Origin of the sequence: Methylocapsa sp. S129 (assembly GCF_009765995.1) — a bacterium.
Lineage (GTDB): Bacteria > Pseudomonadota > Alphaproteobacteria > Rhizobiales > Beijerinckiaceae > Roseiarcus.
In genome coordinates, this window is the sequence record NZ_LMUI01000010.1 from 13,184 (window position 1) to 29,016 (window position 15,833).

Annotated in this window: 13 protein-coding genes; 6 read left to right on the top strand and 7 right to left on the bottom strand. The window is 61.0% G+C overall.

Annotation, left to right across the window (positions count from 1 at the left end; all coding sequences use genetic code 11):
• Positions 1-9: 9 nt before the first annotated feature.
• From mmsB to chvE, 3 genes are all read right to left on the bottom strand, one after another.
• Positions 10-1,269 (bottom strand): multiple monosaccharide ABC transporter permease, encoded by a 1,260-nt coding sequence (gene mmsB / locus GSQ90_RS02460; RefSeq protein WP_158812974.1) that lies wholly within the window; start codon positions 1,267-1,269, stop codon positions 10-12.
• Positions 1,266-2,801 carry a multiple monosaccharide ABC transporter ATP-binding protein gene (mmsA, locus tag GSQ90_RS02465; protein ID WP_158812976.1) on the bottom strand — a complete coding sequence of 512 codons (1,536 nt, stop codon included), beginning with the start codon at positions 2,799-2,801 and terminating at the stop codon, positions 1,266-1,268. The genes mmsB and mmsA overlap by 4 nt, the downstream gene beginning before the upstream one ends.
• A gap of 116 nt (positions 2,802-2,917) precedes the next feature.
• Complete coding sequence (chvE, locus tag GSQ90_RS02470; RefSeq protein ID WP_158812993.1) at positions 2,918-3,979, bottom strand: multiple monosaccharide ABC transporter substrate-binding protein; 1,062 nt, start codon at positions 3,977-3,979, stop codon at positions 2,918-2,920.
• Between the two features lie 241 nt (positions 3,980-4,220).
• On the opposite strand from chvE, the gene GSQ90_RS02475 reads away from it, so the two are divergent.
• Positions 4,221-5,222, top strand: coding sequence for a LysR family transcriptional regulator (locus GSQ90_RS02475; RefSeq protein WP_158812978.1), 1,002 nt, complete (start codon positions 4,221-4,223; stop codon positions 5,220-5,222).
• Here the strand turns inward: GSQ90_RS02475 and GSQ90_RS02480 are convergent, their stop codons facing one another.
• From GSQ90_RS02480 to GSQ90_RS02495, 4 genes are all read right to left on the bottom strand, one after another.
• Complete coding sequence (locus GSQ90_RS02480; protein WP_158812980.1) at positions 5,223-6,173, bottom strand: amino acid ABC transporter substrate-binding protein; 951 nt, start codon at positions 6,171-6,173, stop codon at positions 5,223-5,225. It lies immediately after the preceding gene.
• An 88-nt stretch (positions 6,174-6,261) separates the two neighbouring features.
• The gene (locus GSQ90_RS02485) at positions 6,262-7,533 is read right to left on the bottom strand and encodes a dicarboxylate/amino acid:cation symporter (RefSeq protein WP_246731385.1); all 1,272 of its coding nucleotides are present in this window, start codon (positions 7,531-7,533) and stop codon (positions 6,262-6,264) included.
• Between the two features lie 223 nt (positions 7,534-7,756).
• Positions 7,757-8,965 carry an ABC transporter substrate-binding protein gene (locus GSQ90_RS02490; protein WP_158812982.1) on the bottom strand — a complete coding sequence of 403 codons (1,209 nt, stop codon included), beginning with the start codon at positions 8,963-8,965 and terminating at the stop codon, positions 7,757-7,759.
• 162 nt (positions 8,966-9,127) lie between these two features.
• Positions 9,128-9,892: a DeoR/GlpR family DNA-binding transcription regulator gene (locus tag GSQ90_RS02495; RefSeq protein ID WP_158812984.1), complete on the bottom strand. Its 765-nt coding sequence runs from the start codon at positions 9,890-9,892 to the stop codon at positions 9,128-9,130.
• 108 nt (positions 9,893-10,000) lie between these two features.
• On the opposite strand from GSQ90_RS02495, the gene GSQ90_RS02500 reads away from it, so the two are divergent.
• The 5 genes from GSQ90_RS02500 to GSQ90_RS32075 all read left to right on the top strand — a co-directional run.
• Positions 10,001-11,101: an aldose 1-epimerase family protein gene (locus tag GSQ90_RS02500; RefSeq protein WP_158812986.1), complete on the top strand. Its 1,101-nt coding sequence runs from the start codon at positions 10,001-10,003 to the stop codon at positions 11,099-11,101.
• The gene (gene rbsK / locus GSQ90_RS02505; RefSeq protein WP_158812988.1) at positions 11,098-12,051 is read left to right on the top strand and encodes a ribokinase; all 954 of its coding nucleotides are present in this window, start codon (positions 11,098-11,100) and stop codon (positions 12,049-12,051) included. The genes GSQ90_RS02500 and rbsK overlap by 4 nt, the downstream gene beginning before the upstream one ends.
• A gap of 11 nt (positions 12,052-12,062) precedes the next feature.
• The gene (gene deoC / locus GSQ90_RS02510; protein ID WP_158812989.1) at positions 12,063-13,049 is read left to right on the top strand and encodes a deoxyribose-phosphate aldolase; all 987 of its coding nucleotides are present in this window, start codon (positions 12,063-12,065) and stop codon (positions 13,047-13,049) included.
• A 9-nt stretch (positions 13,050-13,058) separates the two neighbouring features.
• A complete protein-coding gene (locus tag GSQ90_RS02515) occupies positions 13,059-15,449 on the top strand; it encodes an aldehyde dehydrogenase family protein (RefSeq protein ID WP_158812991.1) in 2,391 nt (796 codons plus the stop codon).
• Positions 15,450-15,552: 103 nt separating this feature from the next.
• Positions 15,553-15,833: hypothetical protein (locus GSQ90_RS32075; protein WP_210254804.1), on the top strand; the 281-nt coding region annotated here is incomplete at its 3' end.

The following is a 15,833-nucleotide window of genomic DNA, read 5'->3' on the forward strand; positions in this document are numbered from 1 at the left end:
GTAGTCCGTTCAGCCCTTGCTCTTCTGGTAGACGTCGACATAGACGGCCGACAGCAGAACGATGCCCTTGACGACCATCTGCCAATAGATGCCAAGGCCATAGATCGACATGCCGTTGTTCATGACGCCCATCACGAAGGCGCCGATGACGACGCCCATCACCTTGCCCACGCCGCCAGACGCCGAGGCGCCGCCAATGAAACAGGCGGCGATGACGTCGAGTTCGAAGGATTGGCCCGCGCTCGGCGTCGCCGAATTCAGCCGCGCGGCGACGATGAGCCCGGCTAGACCCGCCAGCAGGCCCATATTGACGAAGGTGAGGAAGGTCAGCCGTTCGGTTCTGATGCCCGAGAGCTGCGCCGCCAACCTGTTGCCGCCCAGCGCGTAGATACGCCGGCCGATCGTCATGCGCGTCGTCACGAACGCATAGATAAGAATGAGCACGCCCATGATGATCAGCACTTCGGGCAGCCCTTTATAGGACGCAAGCTGGTAACTGAAGAACAGGATCAGAAGCGCGAAAATCGCGTTCTTGCCGATGAAAAGAACGAAGGGCTCCGTGTCCATCGCCTGCGCGCGCGAACGGCTCCAGCGACGCACGCTCGTGTAGATCAGCACCGCGGCGCCGATGATTCCGACCAGCATCGAGCCCCAGTGAAAGTTGGAATCGCCAGTCAACGGCTTGAGGAAGTCAAAATCCCCGAAATCCGGGATGAAGCCGGAACTGATGTTTTGGAACGACTTGGGAAACGGACCTACGAACTGGCCGAGCAGCATGTTCCCTGTCAGGCCGCGGAAGATCAACATGCCGCCCAGCGTAACAATGAACGACGGTATTTTGCTGAAGGCGACAAAATAGCCCTGCGCCGCCCCGATCGCCGCGCCAAGGGCTAACGCGATCACGATGACCGGCTCCCACGGAACCTTGATGTCCGTATCCAGCCCCAGAAACTGGAGATGGAACCCGACCATCAACGTCGCCGCGATGGCGCCGACAAAACCGACGGTCGAACCGACGGAAAGATCGATATTGCCGCCCACGATGATCAGCAACATGCCGAGCGCCATGATGACGACGTAACTGTTTTGCAAGATAAGGTTGGTGACGTTGAGCGGCGCCAGCGAAATGCCGTCCGTCAGAAAGTAGAAGAAACCCATGATCACGAGCAAGGAGAACAACAGCCCGTAATCACGCAGGCTGTCTTTCCAGAAGCCCGTCCTCACGCCGGCCTGCTCTGGGCCGGGAGCACTGATTGCTTCGTGTTTCATTGCACCGCCCCATATTGCTTCATGATGGAGGCCATAATTTTTTCCTGGCTGGCCTCGCTGGCCGGCATTTCATCGACGAACCGCCCCTCGTTCATCACATAGATGCGATCGCAGATGCCCAGCAGTTCCGGCATCTCCGAGGAAATGACAATCACGCCTTTGCCGGTCGAAGCCAGCTCGTTGATGATGGTGTAAATTTCATATTTGGCGCCGACGTCGATGCCGCGCGTCGGCTCGTCGAGGATCAGCACCTGCGGATGCGCGAACAACCATTTGCTCAGCACAACTTTCTGCTGGTTGCCGCCTGACAGATTGAGCGTCTTTTGAAAGATGCTGGAAGAACGAATTTTCAGCATGCCGCGATATTGGCTGGCGACGCTCGCTTCCTTGTGGTCGTCGATGATTCCACGCCAGGCGATGCCCGGCAGATTGGCGAGCGTCACATTGTTCTTGATGTCCTCGTTGAGGATGAGCCCGAGACTCTTGCGATCCTCCGTAACATAGGCGATGCCGTTGGCGACCGCCTTCTGAATGGAACCGACGTCGATTTCCTGGCCGTCCATGAACGCCTTGCCGGTCACATTGCGCCCGTAGGCGCGGCCGAACACGCTCATCGCCAGTTCGGTGCGCCCGGAGCCCATCAGGCCGGCGATGCCGAGAACCTCGCCGCGATTGACGTGAAGACTGACGCCTTTGATGACTTCGCGTCCGGCGTGCAGCGGATGCTCGACGCGCCAGTCCTTCACCTCGAACAATTTCTCACCGATCTTGGGCTCGCGAGGCGGATAGCGATCGGACATTTCACGGCCGACCATGCTTTTGATGATGCGGCCCTCGCTGATCTTCTCGGCATGGGTGTCGATCGTCTCCACCGTTGTGCCGTCGCGCAGGACCGTGATGGAATCGGCTACTTTGGCGAGTTCGTTGAGCTTGTGGGAGATCAGAATCGAAGCGATGCCTTGCGTCCTGAACTCGAGCAAAAGATTGAGCAGCGCATCGCTGTCGCTCTCGTTGAGGCTGGCTGTTGGCTCATCGAGAATCAGCAGTTGAACTTTTTTGGCGAGCGCTTTGGCGATTTCCACCAATTGCTGCTTGCCGACGCCCAAATTGGTGATGAGCGCATTGGGAGATTCTTTCAAGCCCACTTTCTGCAGGAGCTCGCGCGTCTTGCTGAACGCCGTAGCCCAATTGATGACGCCCATTGTCGCGGGTTCATTGCCCAGAAAGATATTTTCGGCGATCGAGAGCAACGGCACCAGCGCCAGTTCCTGATGGATGATGATGATGCCGAGATGCTCGCTGTCGGAGATGGTCGCAAAGCGCCTCTCCTCGCCCTTGTAGATGATTTCGCCCTCGTAAGAGCCGAACGGGTAGACGCCGCTGAGAACTTTCATCAGCGTCGATTTGCCAGCGCCGTTCTCGCCGCAAATCGCGTGGATTTCGCCGGCCTTCACCACGAGATTGACGTCTCGAAGCGCCTTCACACCCGGGAAACTCTTGGAAATCCCCCGCATTTCCAGGATTGCGTTCATCGCAAACTCTCTAGGACACGACAGGAGCCATGATTGACGCAAAACATCAGGCGACGCCAGTCAAAAAGAAAGACCCCCGCGCCTTGAACGCGCGGGGGCCGGTTTTCAAGCCAAGCTCACTGGAACTGTTCGGCCTTGTAATAACCGGTGTCGATCAGCGCGGCTTTCCAATTGGTGGCGTCGACGGCGACCGGCTTCAGGAGATAGGACGGAACGACCTTGACCTTGTTGTTATAGGTCTTGGTGTCGTTGATTTCCGGCTTGCCGCCCGAGACCACCGCATCGACCATGCCCGCCGCAACCTTGGCGAGTTCGCGCGTATCCTTGAAGATCGTCGAATATTGCTCGTGGGCGATAATCGACTTGACGGAAGGCACTTCGGCGTCCTGGCCGGAGATGATCGGCATGGGCTGATCCTTGGAGCCATAGCCGACGCCCTTGAGCGCGGAGATGATGCCGATGCTCAGGCCGTCATAGGGCGACAGCACGGCGTCGACACGCTTCTTGGTGTAGAAGGCGCTGAGAAGATTATCCATGCGCGCCTGGGCGACGGCCGCGTCCCAGCGAAGGGTCGAAACCTTGTCCATGCCCATCTGCTTGCTCTGCACGACGAGCTTGCCGCTGTCGATGTAGGGCTGCAGGACCGACATCGCGCCATTGTAGAAGAAGAAGGCGTTATTGTCGTCGGCCGAGCCGCCGAACAATTCGATGTTGAACGGGCCCTTGCCCTGATCGAGGCCAAGCCCCTTGACGATGGTGCCGGCCTGGAGGACGCCGACCCCGAAATTATCGAAGGTCGCGTAGTAATCGACATTGCCCGAGCCAACGATCAGGCGATCATAGGAGATGACCTTGATGCCGGCGTCGGCCGCCTTCTGCAGCGCGTCCGACAGCGTCGTGCCATCGATGGCGGCGATCACCAGGACTTTTTCCTTCTTGGTGATCATGTTCTCAATCTGCGCGAGCTGATTGGGAATGTCGTTGTCGGCATATTGCAGGTCGGTCTTGTAGCCCTTGGCTTGCAGCACCTTGACCATATTGTCGCCATCGGCGATCCAGCGCGCCGAGGACTTGGTCGGCATCGCAATGCCGATCGTGCCCTTGTCTTGTGCCTGCGCCGTTCCGGCCAGGGCGATCAGCCCAAGCGCGACGGCGGCGGCGAAAGTTTTGAACTGCATCACTTAATTCCTCCCGGATAAAACAAAGTTTTGTTGCGAGTGCACGTCGCGCGCCCGTTAAAGCAGGTCAGGGGAGCCAGCATCTGACGTCGCATAGCCAGCCGCCGGCGCCAACGCGCCCGTGGACTTTACGTTGTTTGATATTGATATGACAGTCAAATGCGTTACGCGTCGTCAGCTATGATTAATTGGTATATCATCACTGTCGACTGAGAGGCCATTTACATCAACGAGACGTTCAATGGACGATGAGAGCAGAGCGTCGCCGGGCTTCGATCTGGTCGCCTCGTTGCCGCGCGCCAGCAAGCCGCTGCCGACCGGGCGGTTGAAAATGTCGCATCTGCGCATGATCGTCGCGCTCGAAGAGCATGAGATGGTCAGCGCGGCGGCCAATGCGATGAATATTTCGCAGCCTGCCGCCTCGCGCATGATCGCCGAAATGGAATCGCTGCTCAATGCGCAGCTTTGCGAGCGGCTGTCGCGCGGCGTACGCCTCACGCCGTTGGGCCAATCGCTTGCGCGGCACGCCCGCTCGGTTCTGTTGCAATTGTTGCAGGCGGAACAGGAAATCACCGATATGCGAACGGGCCGAAGCGGCTCGGTAGCGTTGGGCGCGGTGACCGCGCCCGCGATCGATCTGGCGGCTCCGGCCATCGGCAAGATCCGGTCGATCTTTCCCAAAATCGAACTCGCCATGAAAATCGACACCAGTAACGCCTTAGCCAGGGAGCTTCTCGCGTCGCGGCTCGATTTCGTCATCGCGCGCGTGCCGGACGAACTTGATCCCACATTATTCGATTGCTTGACGATCGGCGTTGAGGAGGCGTGCCTGATCGTGCGCAGCGGTCACCCGCTCTTGGCCCATAGTCCGGTTCAGCTTAGCCAACTCAACACCCATGATTGGGTGATGCAACCGCGCGGGACGCCCCTGCACCGCACGATCGAGAATATGTTCCTGACGAAAAACCTGTCTCTGCCAGAGCGGCTATCCAATACGTCCTCTCTGACGCTGACAATAATCCTCGTCGCGAAATCCGACGCCATCGCCCCGATTTCCGTCGAGGCCGCGAAGTTCTTCGCGACGCAAAAGGGCGCCGCCGGCGCGATTGAAATCCTGCCGACCAATTTCGAGATCGTCGTCCAACCGTACAGCCTGATCAAGGTGCGCAATCGCGCGATGTCTCCGGCGGCCCAATCGGTCTATGATTTCGTGCGCAATGAAGCTGTCGCGCGCGGCGCATGATCAGAAATCGTCGACGCCCAACGCCCGCCACGCTTCGGTGAGCTGCAGGGAAATCGGCAGGTCGATGAGTTCGCCGGTAGGCGTGCGCTGCAGGAACCATTTGTGGTAGTTCGCCACGAGATGGCCATCCTGCGCCATAACGGAATAGGCGCGCGCGACGGCGGAGGCCATTTGCGGATCGTCTTTCCGAAACATGAGGCCATAGGCCTCATAGGTGATGAAATCGCCGACCACGGCCATCGTCGCCTGGGATTGTTTGCGGGCGATGAAACCGTAGAGCAGCACGTCATCGGTCGCGAAAGCATCGGCCTTGCCGTCGGCGAGCATCGTGTAGGATTCCTCGTGATCCCTCGCCGAAACGATCGCGATGCCGAGCTTGTATTTATCGTTGAGCAGCTTCATCGCAATCTCGTTGGTCGTGCCCGCCGTCACGACCAGAGTCTTGCCTGTCAAATCCTTGTAGGAATTGACGCCCGAATTGCGCTTGACCATCAGCTTGGTGCCGGCGACGAACATGACCGGCGAGAAGGCGACGCTCTTTTGCCGCTCGGTATTGCCGGTGGTCGAGCCGCATTCGAGATCGACCTTGCCGGAAGTGACCGCCTCCATGCGCGTGTCGGACGTCACTAATTGATAATCGATGCGGACGGGCGCGCCATTCAGCTCCCGGACGATTTCGTCGACGACGCCCTGGCAAAGATCGACGGAATAGCCGAGCGGCGTCGGCGATTCCTTGCTGACATAGGAAAACGGAAATGAGGCCTCGCGATAGCCAATCGCGATGGCGCCGCTTTCACGCACCTTCTTGAGCGTTCCGGCCAAAACATCGGGAGCATTATCGCCGTTGACGGCAGGCGGCGCGGTCAGGTCGGCGCCGTTCGTGTCCTCGGCAAACGCCGAAGACGCCGTCAGCGCCAACAATCCGGCAGCGAGCGCCAATGTCATTCTCATCGCCAGATCTTTCTCATCTCAACATGTCTCCCATCCCGTGGCCGCGAGCAAAGATGCGCGCGACACAACGAGCGCGGCGCAACCGTCCTCAAGCGTGGGCGGGCAGCGGCACAGGGCTGTCATCGGTCGCACCGTCTTTCGCCGGCCCAAGGTCGTTCTCGAATTTAGCGACCGCCGCCGCCGCCAGCGAATTGCCGATCACATTGGTGGCGCTGCGGCCCATGTCGAGGAATTGGTCGATGCCCAGGATGAGAAACAGCCCCGCCTCGGGGATGCCGAACTGTTTCAGAGTCGCAAGAATCACCACCAGCGACGCGCGCGGCACGCCCGCGACCCCTTTCGAAGTGATCATCAGGATCGCCGCCATCAGCAATTGCTTGCCGATCGGCATGTCGACGCCATAGGCTTGCGCGATGAACAAAGTCGCGAAAGTCGTATAAGCCATCGTGCCGTCGAGATTGAAGGAATAGCCGAGCGGCAGAACGAAGCTCGCAATCCTTTTGGAGACGCCGAAACGCTCGAGCTGGTCGAGAATCTTCGGATAGGACGCCTCCGAACTCGCCGTCGAGAAGGCGAGCAGAAACGGCTCGCGCATCCGCTTGACGAGATCGACCATGCGCGGCCCCAGCGTGAGATAGCCCACCGCAACCAGAAGCAGCCAAAGGATGACAAGCGTAAGATAGAACCCGCCCAGGAATTTGGCGAAATTGAGCAGAATGCCCGGTCCTGATTTAGTGATGACCGACGCCACCGAGGCGGCGACCGCGACCGGCGCCATCTTCATGACGTAGCCGGTGATTTTCAGCATCATTTGCGAGACGCTTTCGGCAAGATCGATCAGCGGCTTGCCATGCTCGCCCATCGCCATAATGGCGATGCCTGCGAATATGGAAAAGACGACGATTTGCAGGATTTCGCCCTCGGCGAGCGATTTGAATATCGAGGTCGGCACGACATGGTCGACAAAATTATCGATGCTGAAGGCCTGCGTCGAAACATTGGCGGTGTTGGCGCCCTGGTCGGCGATGACGATGCCGACGCCGGGCTGCAACAGATTGACCATGACCAGGCCAAGAAGGAGTGACACGATCGAGGCGCTGACGAACCACGCCATCGTCTTGGCGCCGACGCGGCCGACGGTCGCCGCGTCGCCCATATGACCAATGCCCACGACCAGGGTCGAGAGGACAAGCGGGCCGATGATCATCTTGATCAGCTTGAGGAAGACGGCGCTGATCAGCGACATATATTTGGCGACGTCGGCCGCTGTCGCCTTGTCGGGGAACGAATAGAAACAGGCGACGCCGAGCACGATGCCGATCAGCAGGCCGATCATCACGTAAATGAAGTTCCTGTTCAATTTCCCCTCCTGAATTCATACTCCGACGCGGTCGATGCGCCGGCGCGATCGACGCGCATGGCGAAAATGTGACGAGGGGGAAGGCTAGAGCCGCCTTTTGATTCCAGCAAGCAGTAAAATAGAGGCGGGCAAGCTTCAAAATCAGGCACGGTCGAATAGGCCGGGCGCAAAAGCGAGGGGCGGCCGCGCTGCTCGATCGCGCATGGCGCCGCTGCTCTCGACGTTAGGCCTTCACGAAGGGGCAGCCGCCCTTGTCGAGCGGGCGCCACGCGTCTTCGGGTTTGATAGCGGCGAGCACCTTGAAATAATCCCAATCGCCCTTCGATTCCTCGACCGTCTTGGTCTCCAGCAGATACATCGGATGCAATTTGCGCCCGTCGACGCGGATCGAACCTTTGCCGAACAGCGGGTCGTCGGTCGGCATCGCCTTCATCTGGTCGATCAGCTTCACCCCGTCGGCGGCGCTCTTAAGAACCGCCATCGCCTTGATGAGGTGCGCAGTCGCCGAATACATGCCAGCGTGCATATCATTGGGCATCATCTTGGTCGGATGCGCGCTCTGGAAGCGTTTGGCGAAAGCGCGCGTGTCGTCGTTCATGTCCCAATAGAAGCCGGTGCAGATCGTCGAGTTCTGAACGGCCGCGAGGCCGAGTGCCGGGATGTTGGTGACGTTGAGGATAAGGCCGGCGAGGCGCTGTTTCTTGGAGAGGCCGAATTCGGCCGCCTGCTTGAAAGAATTGTTTAGATCGCCGCCCGCATTGGCGAAAGCGACGACATCGGCCCCGGAAGCCTGCGCCTGCAGAAGGAACGATGAGAAATCGGCCGTATTGAGGGGATGGCGCACTGTGCCCAGAACCTTGCCGCCCGACGCCTCAACGGCCGCGGCGCAATTGCTCTCCAGGTCCTTGCCGAATGCGTAATCAGCCGAGATGAAGAACCAAGTCTTCGCCCCCTGCCCGACCAGAGCTTTGCCAAGACCCGTGCCGAGCGCGTAGGTGTCGTAGGTCCAGTGGATGAAATTGCGCGAGCATTTCGGCCCGGTCATGATCGAGGAGCCCGCGCCCGATCCAATCACCGCCTTGTTCTTCTGGTCGGCGACGCCAAGCACAGCCAGCGCGACAGCGGAATTAGGCAGATCCATCGCGACATCGACGCTCTGATTGTCGAACCAATCGCGGGCGATGCCGGCGCCAATATCCGGTTTGTTCTGGTGATCGGCGAATATGATTTCGACAGGCACGCCCAAATGAGCTGAATAATCGTCGACCGCGAGTCTGGCGCTGACGACCGACCCGATACCCTGATAATCGGCGTAAACGCTCGACATGTCGTTCATGATGCCGATTTTGAGGGGCTTGGCGGCCTGGGCGTTCGCCATGCGCGGCGCCAAAGCGAATGCGGCGCCCGATAGCAACATCTGTCTGCGGTTCATCGACGTTTCCTCCTCGGCCAGTTCTTATCGCCCTATGCTGGGCGCTTGTCGTGCGCATGATCATGAGAATGAACCCGCAGCGATCGCAGGTTTTTCCAGAAAATCTCGATGCGATTATTATGTCGCATAACAATGCCGCGCGTCAATGTCGACGGCGCAATGCTATGGCTCGGCCCCCGCGATAACCAGCCGCCCGCCAAGATCGGCCAACTCCGCCATGACGTCCGGCGTTGGCGGCGACGTGATGATCGAATCAAATTGATCGACGTTGGCGAAATAGGCCGATTTGACCTGACCGAACTTACTGGCGTCGACGAGAAGATGTTTTTCAAGCGCGATGCTCATCGCCGCCTGTTTGACAGCGACTTCATGAAAGTTCGAGCAACTGACGCCTCGCGTCGGATGGACGCCGCCAGCCGACAGGAACGCCTTATTGACGCCAAGGCGCGCGAGAGTCCTCAAGCCGTCGTCGACCGCAAAGGAGGCCGATGAGGCATTGTAGAGACCGCCAAGCAGAATGAGTTGGACGTTCGGATTGTCGGCGAGCGGCTCGGCGATATTCAGCGCATAGCACACCACGGTCACTTTCACTTCGGCCGGCAGGCGATGAACGAGGTGCGGCGTCGTCGTTCCGCAATCGACGAAAATCGTATCGCCGTCATGGATCAACCGCGCGGCATGCGCACAGACAATCGCCTTGGCGGAGGCGTGATTGTCCCGCTCCCGCTCCAGCCTATAACCCTCAGGACCGGCGGCGACGATGTAGCCGCCCAGATAGGTGAAATGTTCAGGCGCTGTTGCAATATCGCGTCGCACTGTCATAGGCGAAACGTCAAGCAGCGCCGCCGCCTCGTGCAGGTGCAGCGCGCCCCGGCCATAGAGCGCGCCGGACAGACGTCGCAATCGATCCTTCTTTCGCTTGACCATTTCTCCGCTGTCCCGAACCATCGGCTATCTTGACTTTGCGGCGCCGAATTGTAAAGATCGAAACACTGATGTTACGATCATAACAAATCCTGTGGAGGGAAGCTCGGAATGCAGAGCGCCCATGCCCAAGCCTCTATCGATCTGCAGCGCGCTTTCTTCGGTGAAAAAGAGCGTGCTGTCCTGAATTATGGCGGGATGAGCGCGAGCCTGTTTCGCTACGATACCGGCATCGAAGCGATACGTCTGTCGAACGCGCGCGGCTATGTCCTGATATTGCCGTATATGGGCCAGATCGTCTGGAGCGCCGTTTTTGATGGGGTCGAACTCGCCATGCAAAGCATGTTCCGCGCGCCCCGCCCCGCCAAAGTCATCGTCGAAACCTATGGCTGCCTTCTCTATCACGCGGGCTTGTTGCGCAATGGCGTGCCCTCGCCGCAGGATTCCCACATCCTGCACGGCGAGATGCCCTGCGCCGAAATGGATAAGGCAGGCCTTTCCTGCGGAACGGATGACCAGGGTCCATGGATCGCCGTCACCGGGGAGCGCGAATATGCGATGGGCTTTGGGGCGCGCTATCTAGCCGCGCCGCGCGTGCTGTTGCGCCCGGACGTCACGGATTTCGATGTCGTCATGGAGGTTGAGAATCTATCGGCCGCGCCGATGGACCTCATGTATCTCTGTCACGTCAATTTTGCCTTCGCCGAAGGCGGCCGCATCGTCCAACCGGTTCCCTTCACGCCCGAGCATGTTGTGACTCGCACCGCTATCCCTGGCCATGTCACGCCCAATGACGATTATCGCGCGCTGCTCGGCGAACTCGCCAAGGATCCGGCTCGCATGCAGGTTCTTGATGAACCGCATCGCTACGATCCCGAACAGGTCTTCTACATCAAGGGCCTGCGCCGCGGCGCGGACGGGCTGGTGCATTTCATGATGGCGCGGCGCGAGGGCGACGGATTCACGATCGCCTGGGACCCTGCGGTCATGCCGCATACGATTCGCTGGATCCTCGCCAATAGCGACCAGCGCGTCGCCGCCTTCGCGATGCCGGCGACTTGCGAGCCCGAGGGCTATCTCGCCGAGAAGCGCAAGGGCAATGTCCGCAGCCTCGAGGGCGGCGCGAAAGCCGTTTTCACGACGCATATCGGATACGTCGATTCCACACGGGCCGCCGCGGCCGCCCAAAGCATTGAAGGCGCACGCCCATGAGCGCGAACAAGGGCCGCATCGCGGTCATCGGCAGCAATATGGTCGATCTCGTGACCTATGTGACGCGCATGCCGGTCAAAGGAGAGACCGTCGAGGCGCCAAGTTTCGAGATGGGCCATGGCGGCAAAGGCGCCAACCAGGCGGTCGCCGCCGCCAAGCTTGGCGCATCCGTCCTGATGGTCACCAAAGTCGGCGACGACATGTTCGCCGACAATACGATCAAGAATCTCGCCGGATTCGGCGTCGACACGAAATATGTGACGCGCGCGACGGGCCGCTCCAGCGGCGTCGCGCCGATCATGGTCGAGCCTTCGGGCGAAAATTCGATCCTGATCGTCAAAGGCGCGAACAACGATCTCTCTCCCGCCGATATCGAGCGCGCGGCGGAGGATTTGAAGAGCTGCGACCTGATCCTGTTGCAACTCGAAATTCCAGTCGAGACTGTTTACGCCGCGATCGACTTCGGCAAGCGCCACGGCGTCAAGACTCTGCTCAATCCGGCCCCGGCGGTCGCCAACCTCGATCCCGAACGGATACGTCACGCCACTTTCCTTGTGCCGAATGAAACGGAACTCGCGATCCTCTCGAACCTGCCGGTCGGCAGCGAGGCCGAGATCGAGACCGCGGCGCGCAGCCTGACGGCGCGCGGCGTCGAGACCGTCATTGTGACTATGGGATCGCGCGGCGCCATGCTGCTGACCGCCGACGCGGTCAAGCGCATCGCGCCGGTGCGCGTCACCCCGGTCGACACCACCGGCGCCGGCGACGCCTTCGTTGGCAGCTTCGCCCGCTATTATGTGGCGGGCGCCGGGCTCGACGCCGCTTTGAACAAAGCCGTGCGCTACGCCGCCGATTCCATCACCAGGCGCGGCACGCAAAAGGCCTATGCGACCGAGGCCGAGTTCGAAGTCTTCTGCGCGGCGCATGCGGCCGCCGATCGTGTAGCGTGAGGACCCCATCCATGGACGATCGCAGCAAGACTGCTCTTGCCGGCCACAATATCGAGCGAAACCCCGGCGCGCCCCTCGATCCCTCGTGGTTTGAGGGCGTCGGCGTGAATTTGAGCGCCGTCGAGCGGCGCACGGCGACGCTCACGGCGCGACGCTCGGTCAAGAAAGAATATCAGGCGGCCTGGCTGGTGAAGGCGCTGACCTGCATCGACCTGACGACGCTGGCGGGCGACGACACGCCGGGCCGCGTGCGCCGGCTCTGCGCCAAGGCCCGCCGACCCCTAAGCGACGAACTCCTCGACGCGCTCGATCTCGCCGACGATCCCCCAACCGTCGGCGCGGTATGCGTCTATCCGACCATGGTGCCGCCGGCCGTCAAGGCGCTGGAAGGCTCAGGCATTCCCGTCGCCTCGGTGGCGACCGGCTTTCCCTCCGGACTGACGCCACTCAAGCAAAGGCTCGCCGAAATCGCCTATGCGGTCGGCGAAGGGGCGGGAGAAATCGACATCGTCATCACCCGCGCCCATGTGTTGAACCGCGACTGGGCGGCGCTTTACGACGAGGTCAAGGCGATGCGCGAAGCCTGCGGGCCGGCGCATCTGAAAGCCATTCTCGGCACCGGCGACCTCAAGACGCTGCGCAATGTCTACGCGGCCAGCATGGTTGCGATGCAGGCCGGCGCCGATTTCATCAAGACGTCCACCGGCAAGGAAGACGTCAACGCCACCATGCCGGTCAGCCTCGTCATGCTGCGGGCGTTGCGCGACTACGGCGCGCTGACCGGCCACGAGATCGGCTTCAAGCCGGCCGGCGGCCTGCGCACCGCCAAGGACGCGCTGAACTGGCTGTTCCTGATGAAAGAAGAGCTTGGCGACCGCTGGCTTCAGCCGGACCTTTTCCGGATCGGCGCCAGCTCCTTGCTCAACGATATCGAGCGCCAGCTCGATCATTATGCGACTGGCCGTTATTCGGCCAGCTACCGCCACGCGATGGCGTAAGGACAAGCCATGGGAAAGATCAGGGATATCTTGCGCACGATGGAATATGGCCCCTCGCCGGAGAGCAACGATCACGTCGTGGCGTGGCTCCAGGCGCATGCGCAGGGCTTCGGCCATTACATCGACGGCGAATTCACCAAGCCCGGCGCCCTGTTTGAAGTGACCAATCCCGCCACCGGCAAGCTCCTCGCCAAGGCGACGCAAGGAAGCGCGGCGGATATCGACGCCGCGGTCTCGGCCGCGCGCAAGGCCTTCGCTTCCTGGTCGACGACGCCAGGCCACATCCGTGCGCGCCATCTCTATGCGCTCGCCCGCCATATCCAGAAGCGCGACCGCTTCCTCGCCGTGCTGGAGAGCATGGATAATGGCAAGCCGATCCGCGAATCCCGCGATCTCGACGTGCCGCTCGTCGCGCGCCATTTTTATCATCACGCCGGCTGGGCCGAATTGATCGAAACGGAATTTCCCGGCTACGGCCCCGTCGGCGTCTGCGGCCAGATCATCCCGTGGAACTTCCCGCTGCTGATGCTGGCGTGGAAAATCGCTCCCGCGCTGGCGGCCGGCAATACGGTGGTGTTGAAGCCTGCCGAATTCACGCCCTTGACCGCGCTCGCCTTCGCCGAAATCTGCCGCGACGCCGGCCTGCCGCCTGGCGTCGTCAATATCGTGACGGGCGACGGCGCGCCGGGCGAGGCTTTGGTCTCCCATCCCGGGATCGACAAGATCGCCTTCACCGGCTCGACCGAAGTCGGCCGCCTCATCCGCAAGGCGACGGCCGGCACGGGCAAGAAACTGTCGCTGGAGCTCGGCGGCAAGTCCCCCTTCGTGGTCTTCGAGGACGCCGATCTCGATAGCGCGGTCGAGGGCGTCGTCGACGCCATCTGGTTCAACCAGGGCCAGGTCTGCTGCGCCGGCTCCCGCCTGCTCGTGCAGGAGGGCGTCGCCGAACGCCTCTACGGCAAATTGCGCGCCCGCATGGCGCATTTGCGGGTCGGCGATCCCCTCGATAAGTCGACCGACATCGGCGCCATTGTCGCGCCCATCCAGTTGCAGCGCATCACGAAGCTGGTCGATGAAGGCGCGCGCGACGGCGCGACGGTCTGGCAGCCCAAGACCGCCCTGCCGAGCCAGGGCTGTTTCTATCCGCCGACGCTAATAACCGATGTCGAGCCGGCCTCCACTCTGGCCGAAGTCGAGATTTTCGGCCCCGTGCTCGTCGCGATGACGTTCCGCACGCCCGACGAAGCCGTCGCGCTCGCCAACAATATCCGCTACGGCCTTGCCGCTTCGGTCTGGTCGGAAAATATCAACCGCTCGCTCGAAATCGCCGCGCAGATCAAGGCGGGCGTCATCTGGATCAATTCGACCAACCTTTTCGACGCCGCCGCCGGCTTTGGCGGCTATCGCGAAAGCGGCTTTGGCCGCGAAGGCGGCCGCGAAGGCCTGAGCGAATATCTCGCCCCAAAAAAGTCGGCGGGTAAAGCCGAACGCCAGGAGAAACGCCCGGCGCCCTTGTCGGCGCTTCCCGGCCAGAGCGCGGCGGTGGGCGATGGCGCGGTCGGCATCGACCGCACCGCCAAGCTCTATATCGGCGGCAAGCAGGCGCGGCCCGATTCCGGCTATTCCTATTCCGTCGTCGACCCTCATGGCGAAGCGGTCGGACAGGCGGGCCTTGGCAATCGCAAAGACATTCGCAACGCGGTAGAGGCCGCCGGCAAGGCCGCCTCATGGGGCGCGGCGACCGGGCACAACCGGGCGCAGGTGCTGTTTTACTTCGCCGAAAACCTCAACGCCCGCGCCGCGGAATTCGCGGCGCGCCTAGCCGGAATGACCGGCGTCTCGGCGAAGGAAGCCAAGGGCGAAGTCGACGCGGCGATCCGCCGGACTTTCTTCTACGCCGGCTTTGCCGACAAGTACGACGGCGCGGTCCATTCCACGCGTTCGCGCCACATCACGCTGGCGATGAACGAGCCCTGGGGCATCATGGGGATCGCCTGCCCCGACGCGGCGCCGCTGCTGGCTTTTATCTCGCTGGTCATGCCGGCCATCGCGATGGGCAATCGCGTGATCGTGACGCCCTCGCCCGCCCATCCGCTCGCCGCGACCGATCTCTATCAAGTGCTCGACACCAGCGACGTCCCGGCGGGCGTCGTCAATATCGTGACGGGCGAGCGGGACGCGCTGGCCAAGACGCTCGCCGAGCACGAGGGCGTCGACGCCCTCTGGTATTGCGGGACGCCGGACGGCGCCAAAATGGTCGAGGCGGCCTCCATCAGCAATCTGAAGGCGACCTGGACCGACGCCCATGCACGCGACTGGCTGTCCGGCGAAAGTCAGGGCCGCGCGTTCCTGCGCCGTGCGACGCAGGTCAAGAACATCTGGGCGCCCTACGGGGAGTGAGCGGCGGCGACTGATCCCGAAGAGACGCAAGCGGAATATTTGGAAAAGCGCGCCTTCGGCATGCGAATGCGCGGAACCGCAAAATGGCCGCCTCGCTAAGTCCTTGATATCCTATGATCCAAAAAAATCTCCTGCAAATTTTTTTCAGGTCACAACAAGCAAAATCAATGAGTTGCAAGCGAAAATCCGAAAAAAAAATTGCGCTCTTCGCCCAGGATATGTCTCAGCGGCCGCTTTGTATGCCGGCCGTTTCGAAGGGGCCAATATAGCACGAATTTTGATTTTCAGAAAGAAAATGCAGGCTCTTATCGCGTTAGCTGTTGGTATGGCCCCATGCCAATGGCGCTGGAGATCCAGTTCTCCGGATTGGCCTGTGGTCCCCAC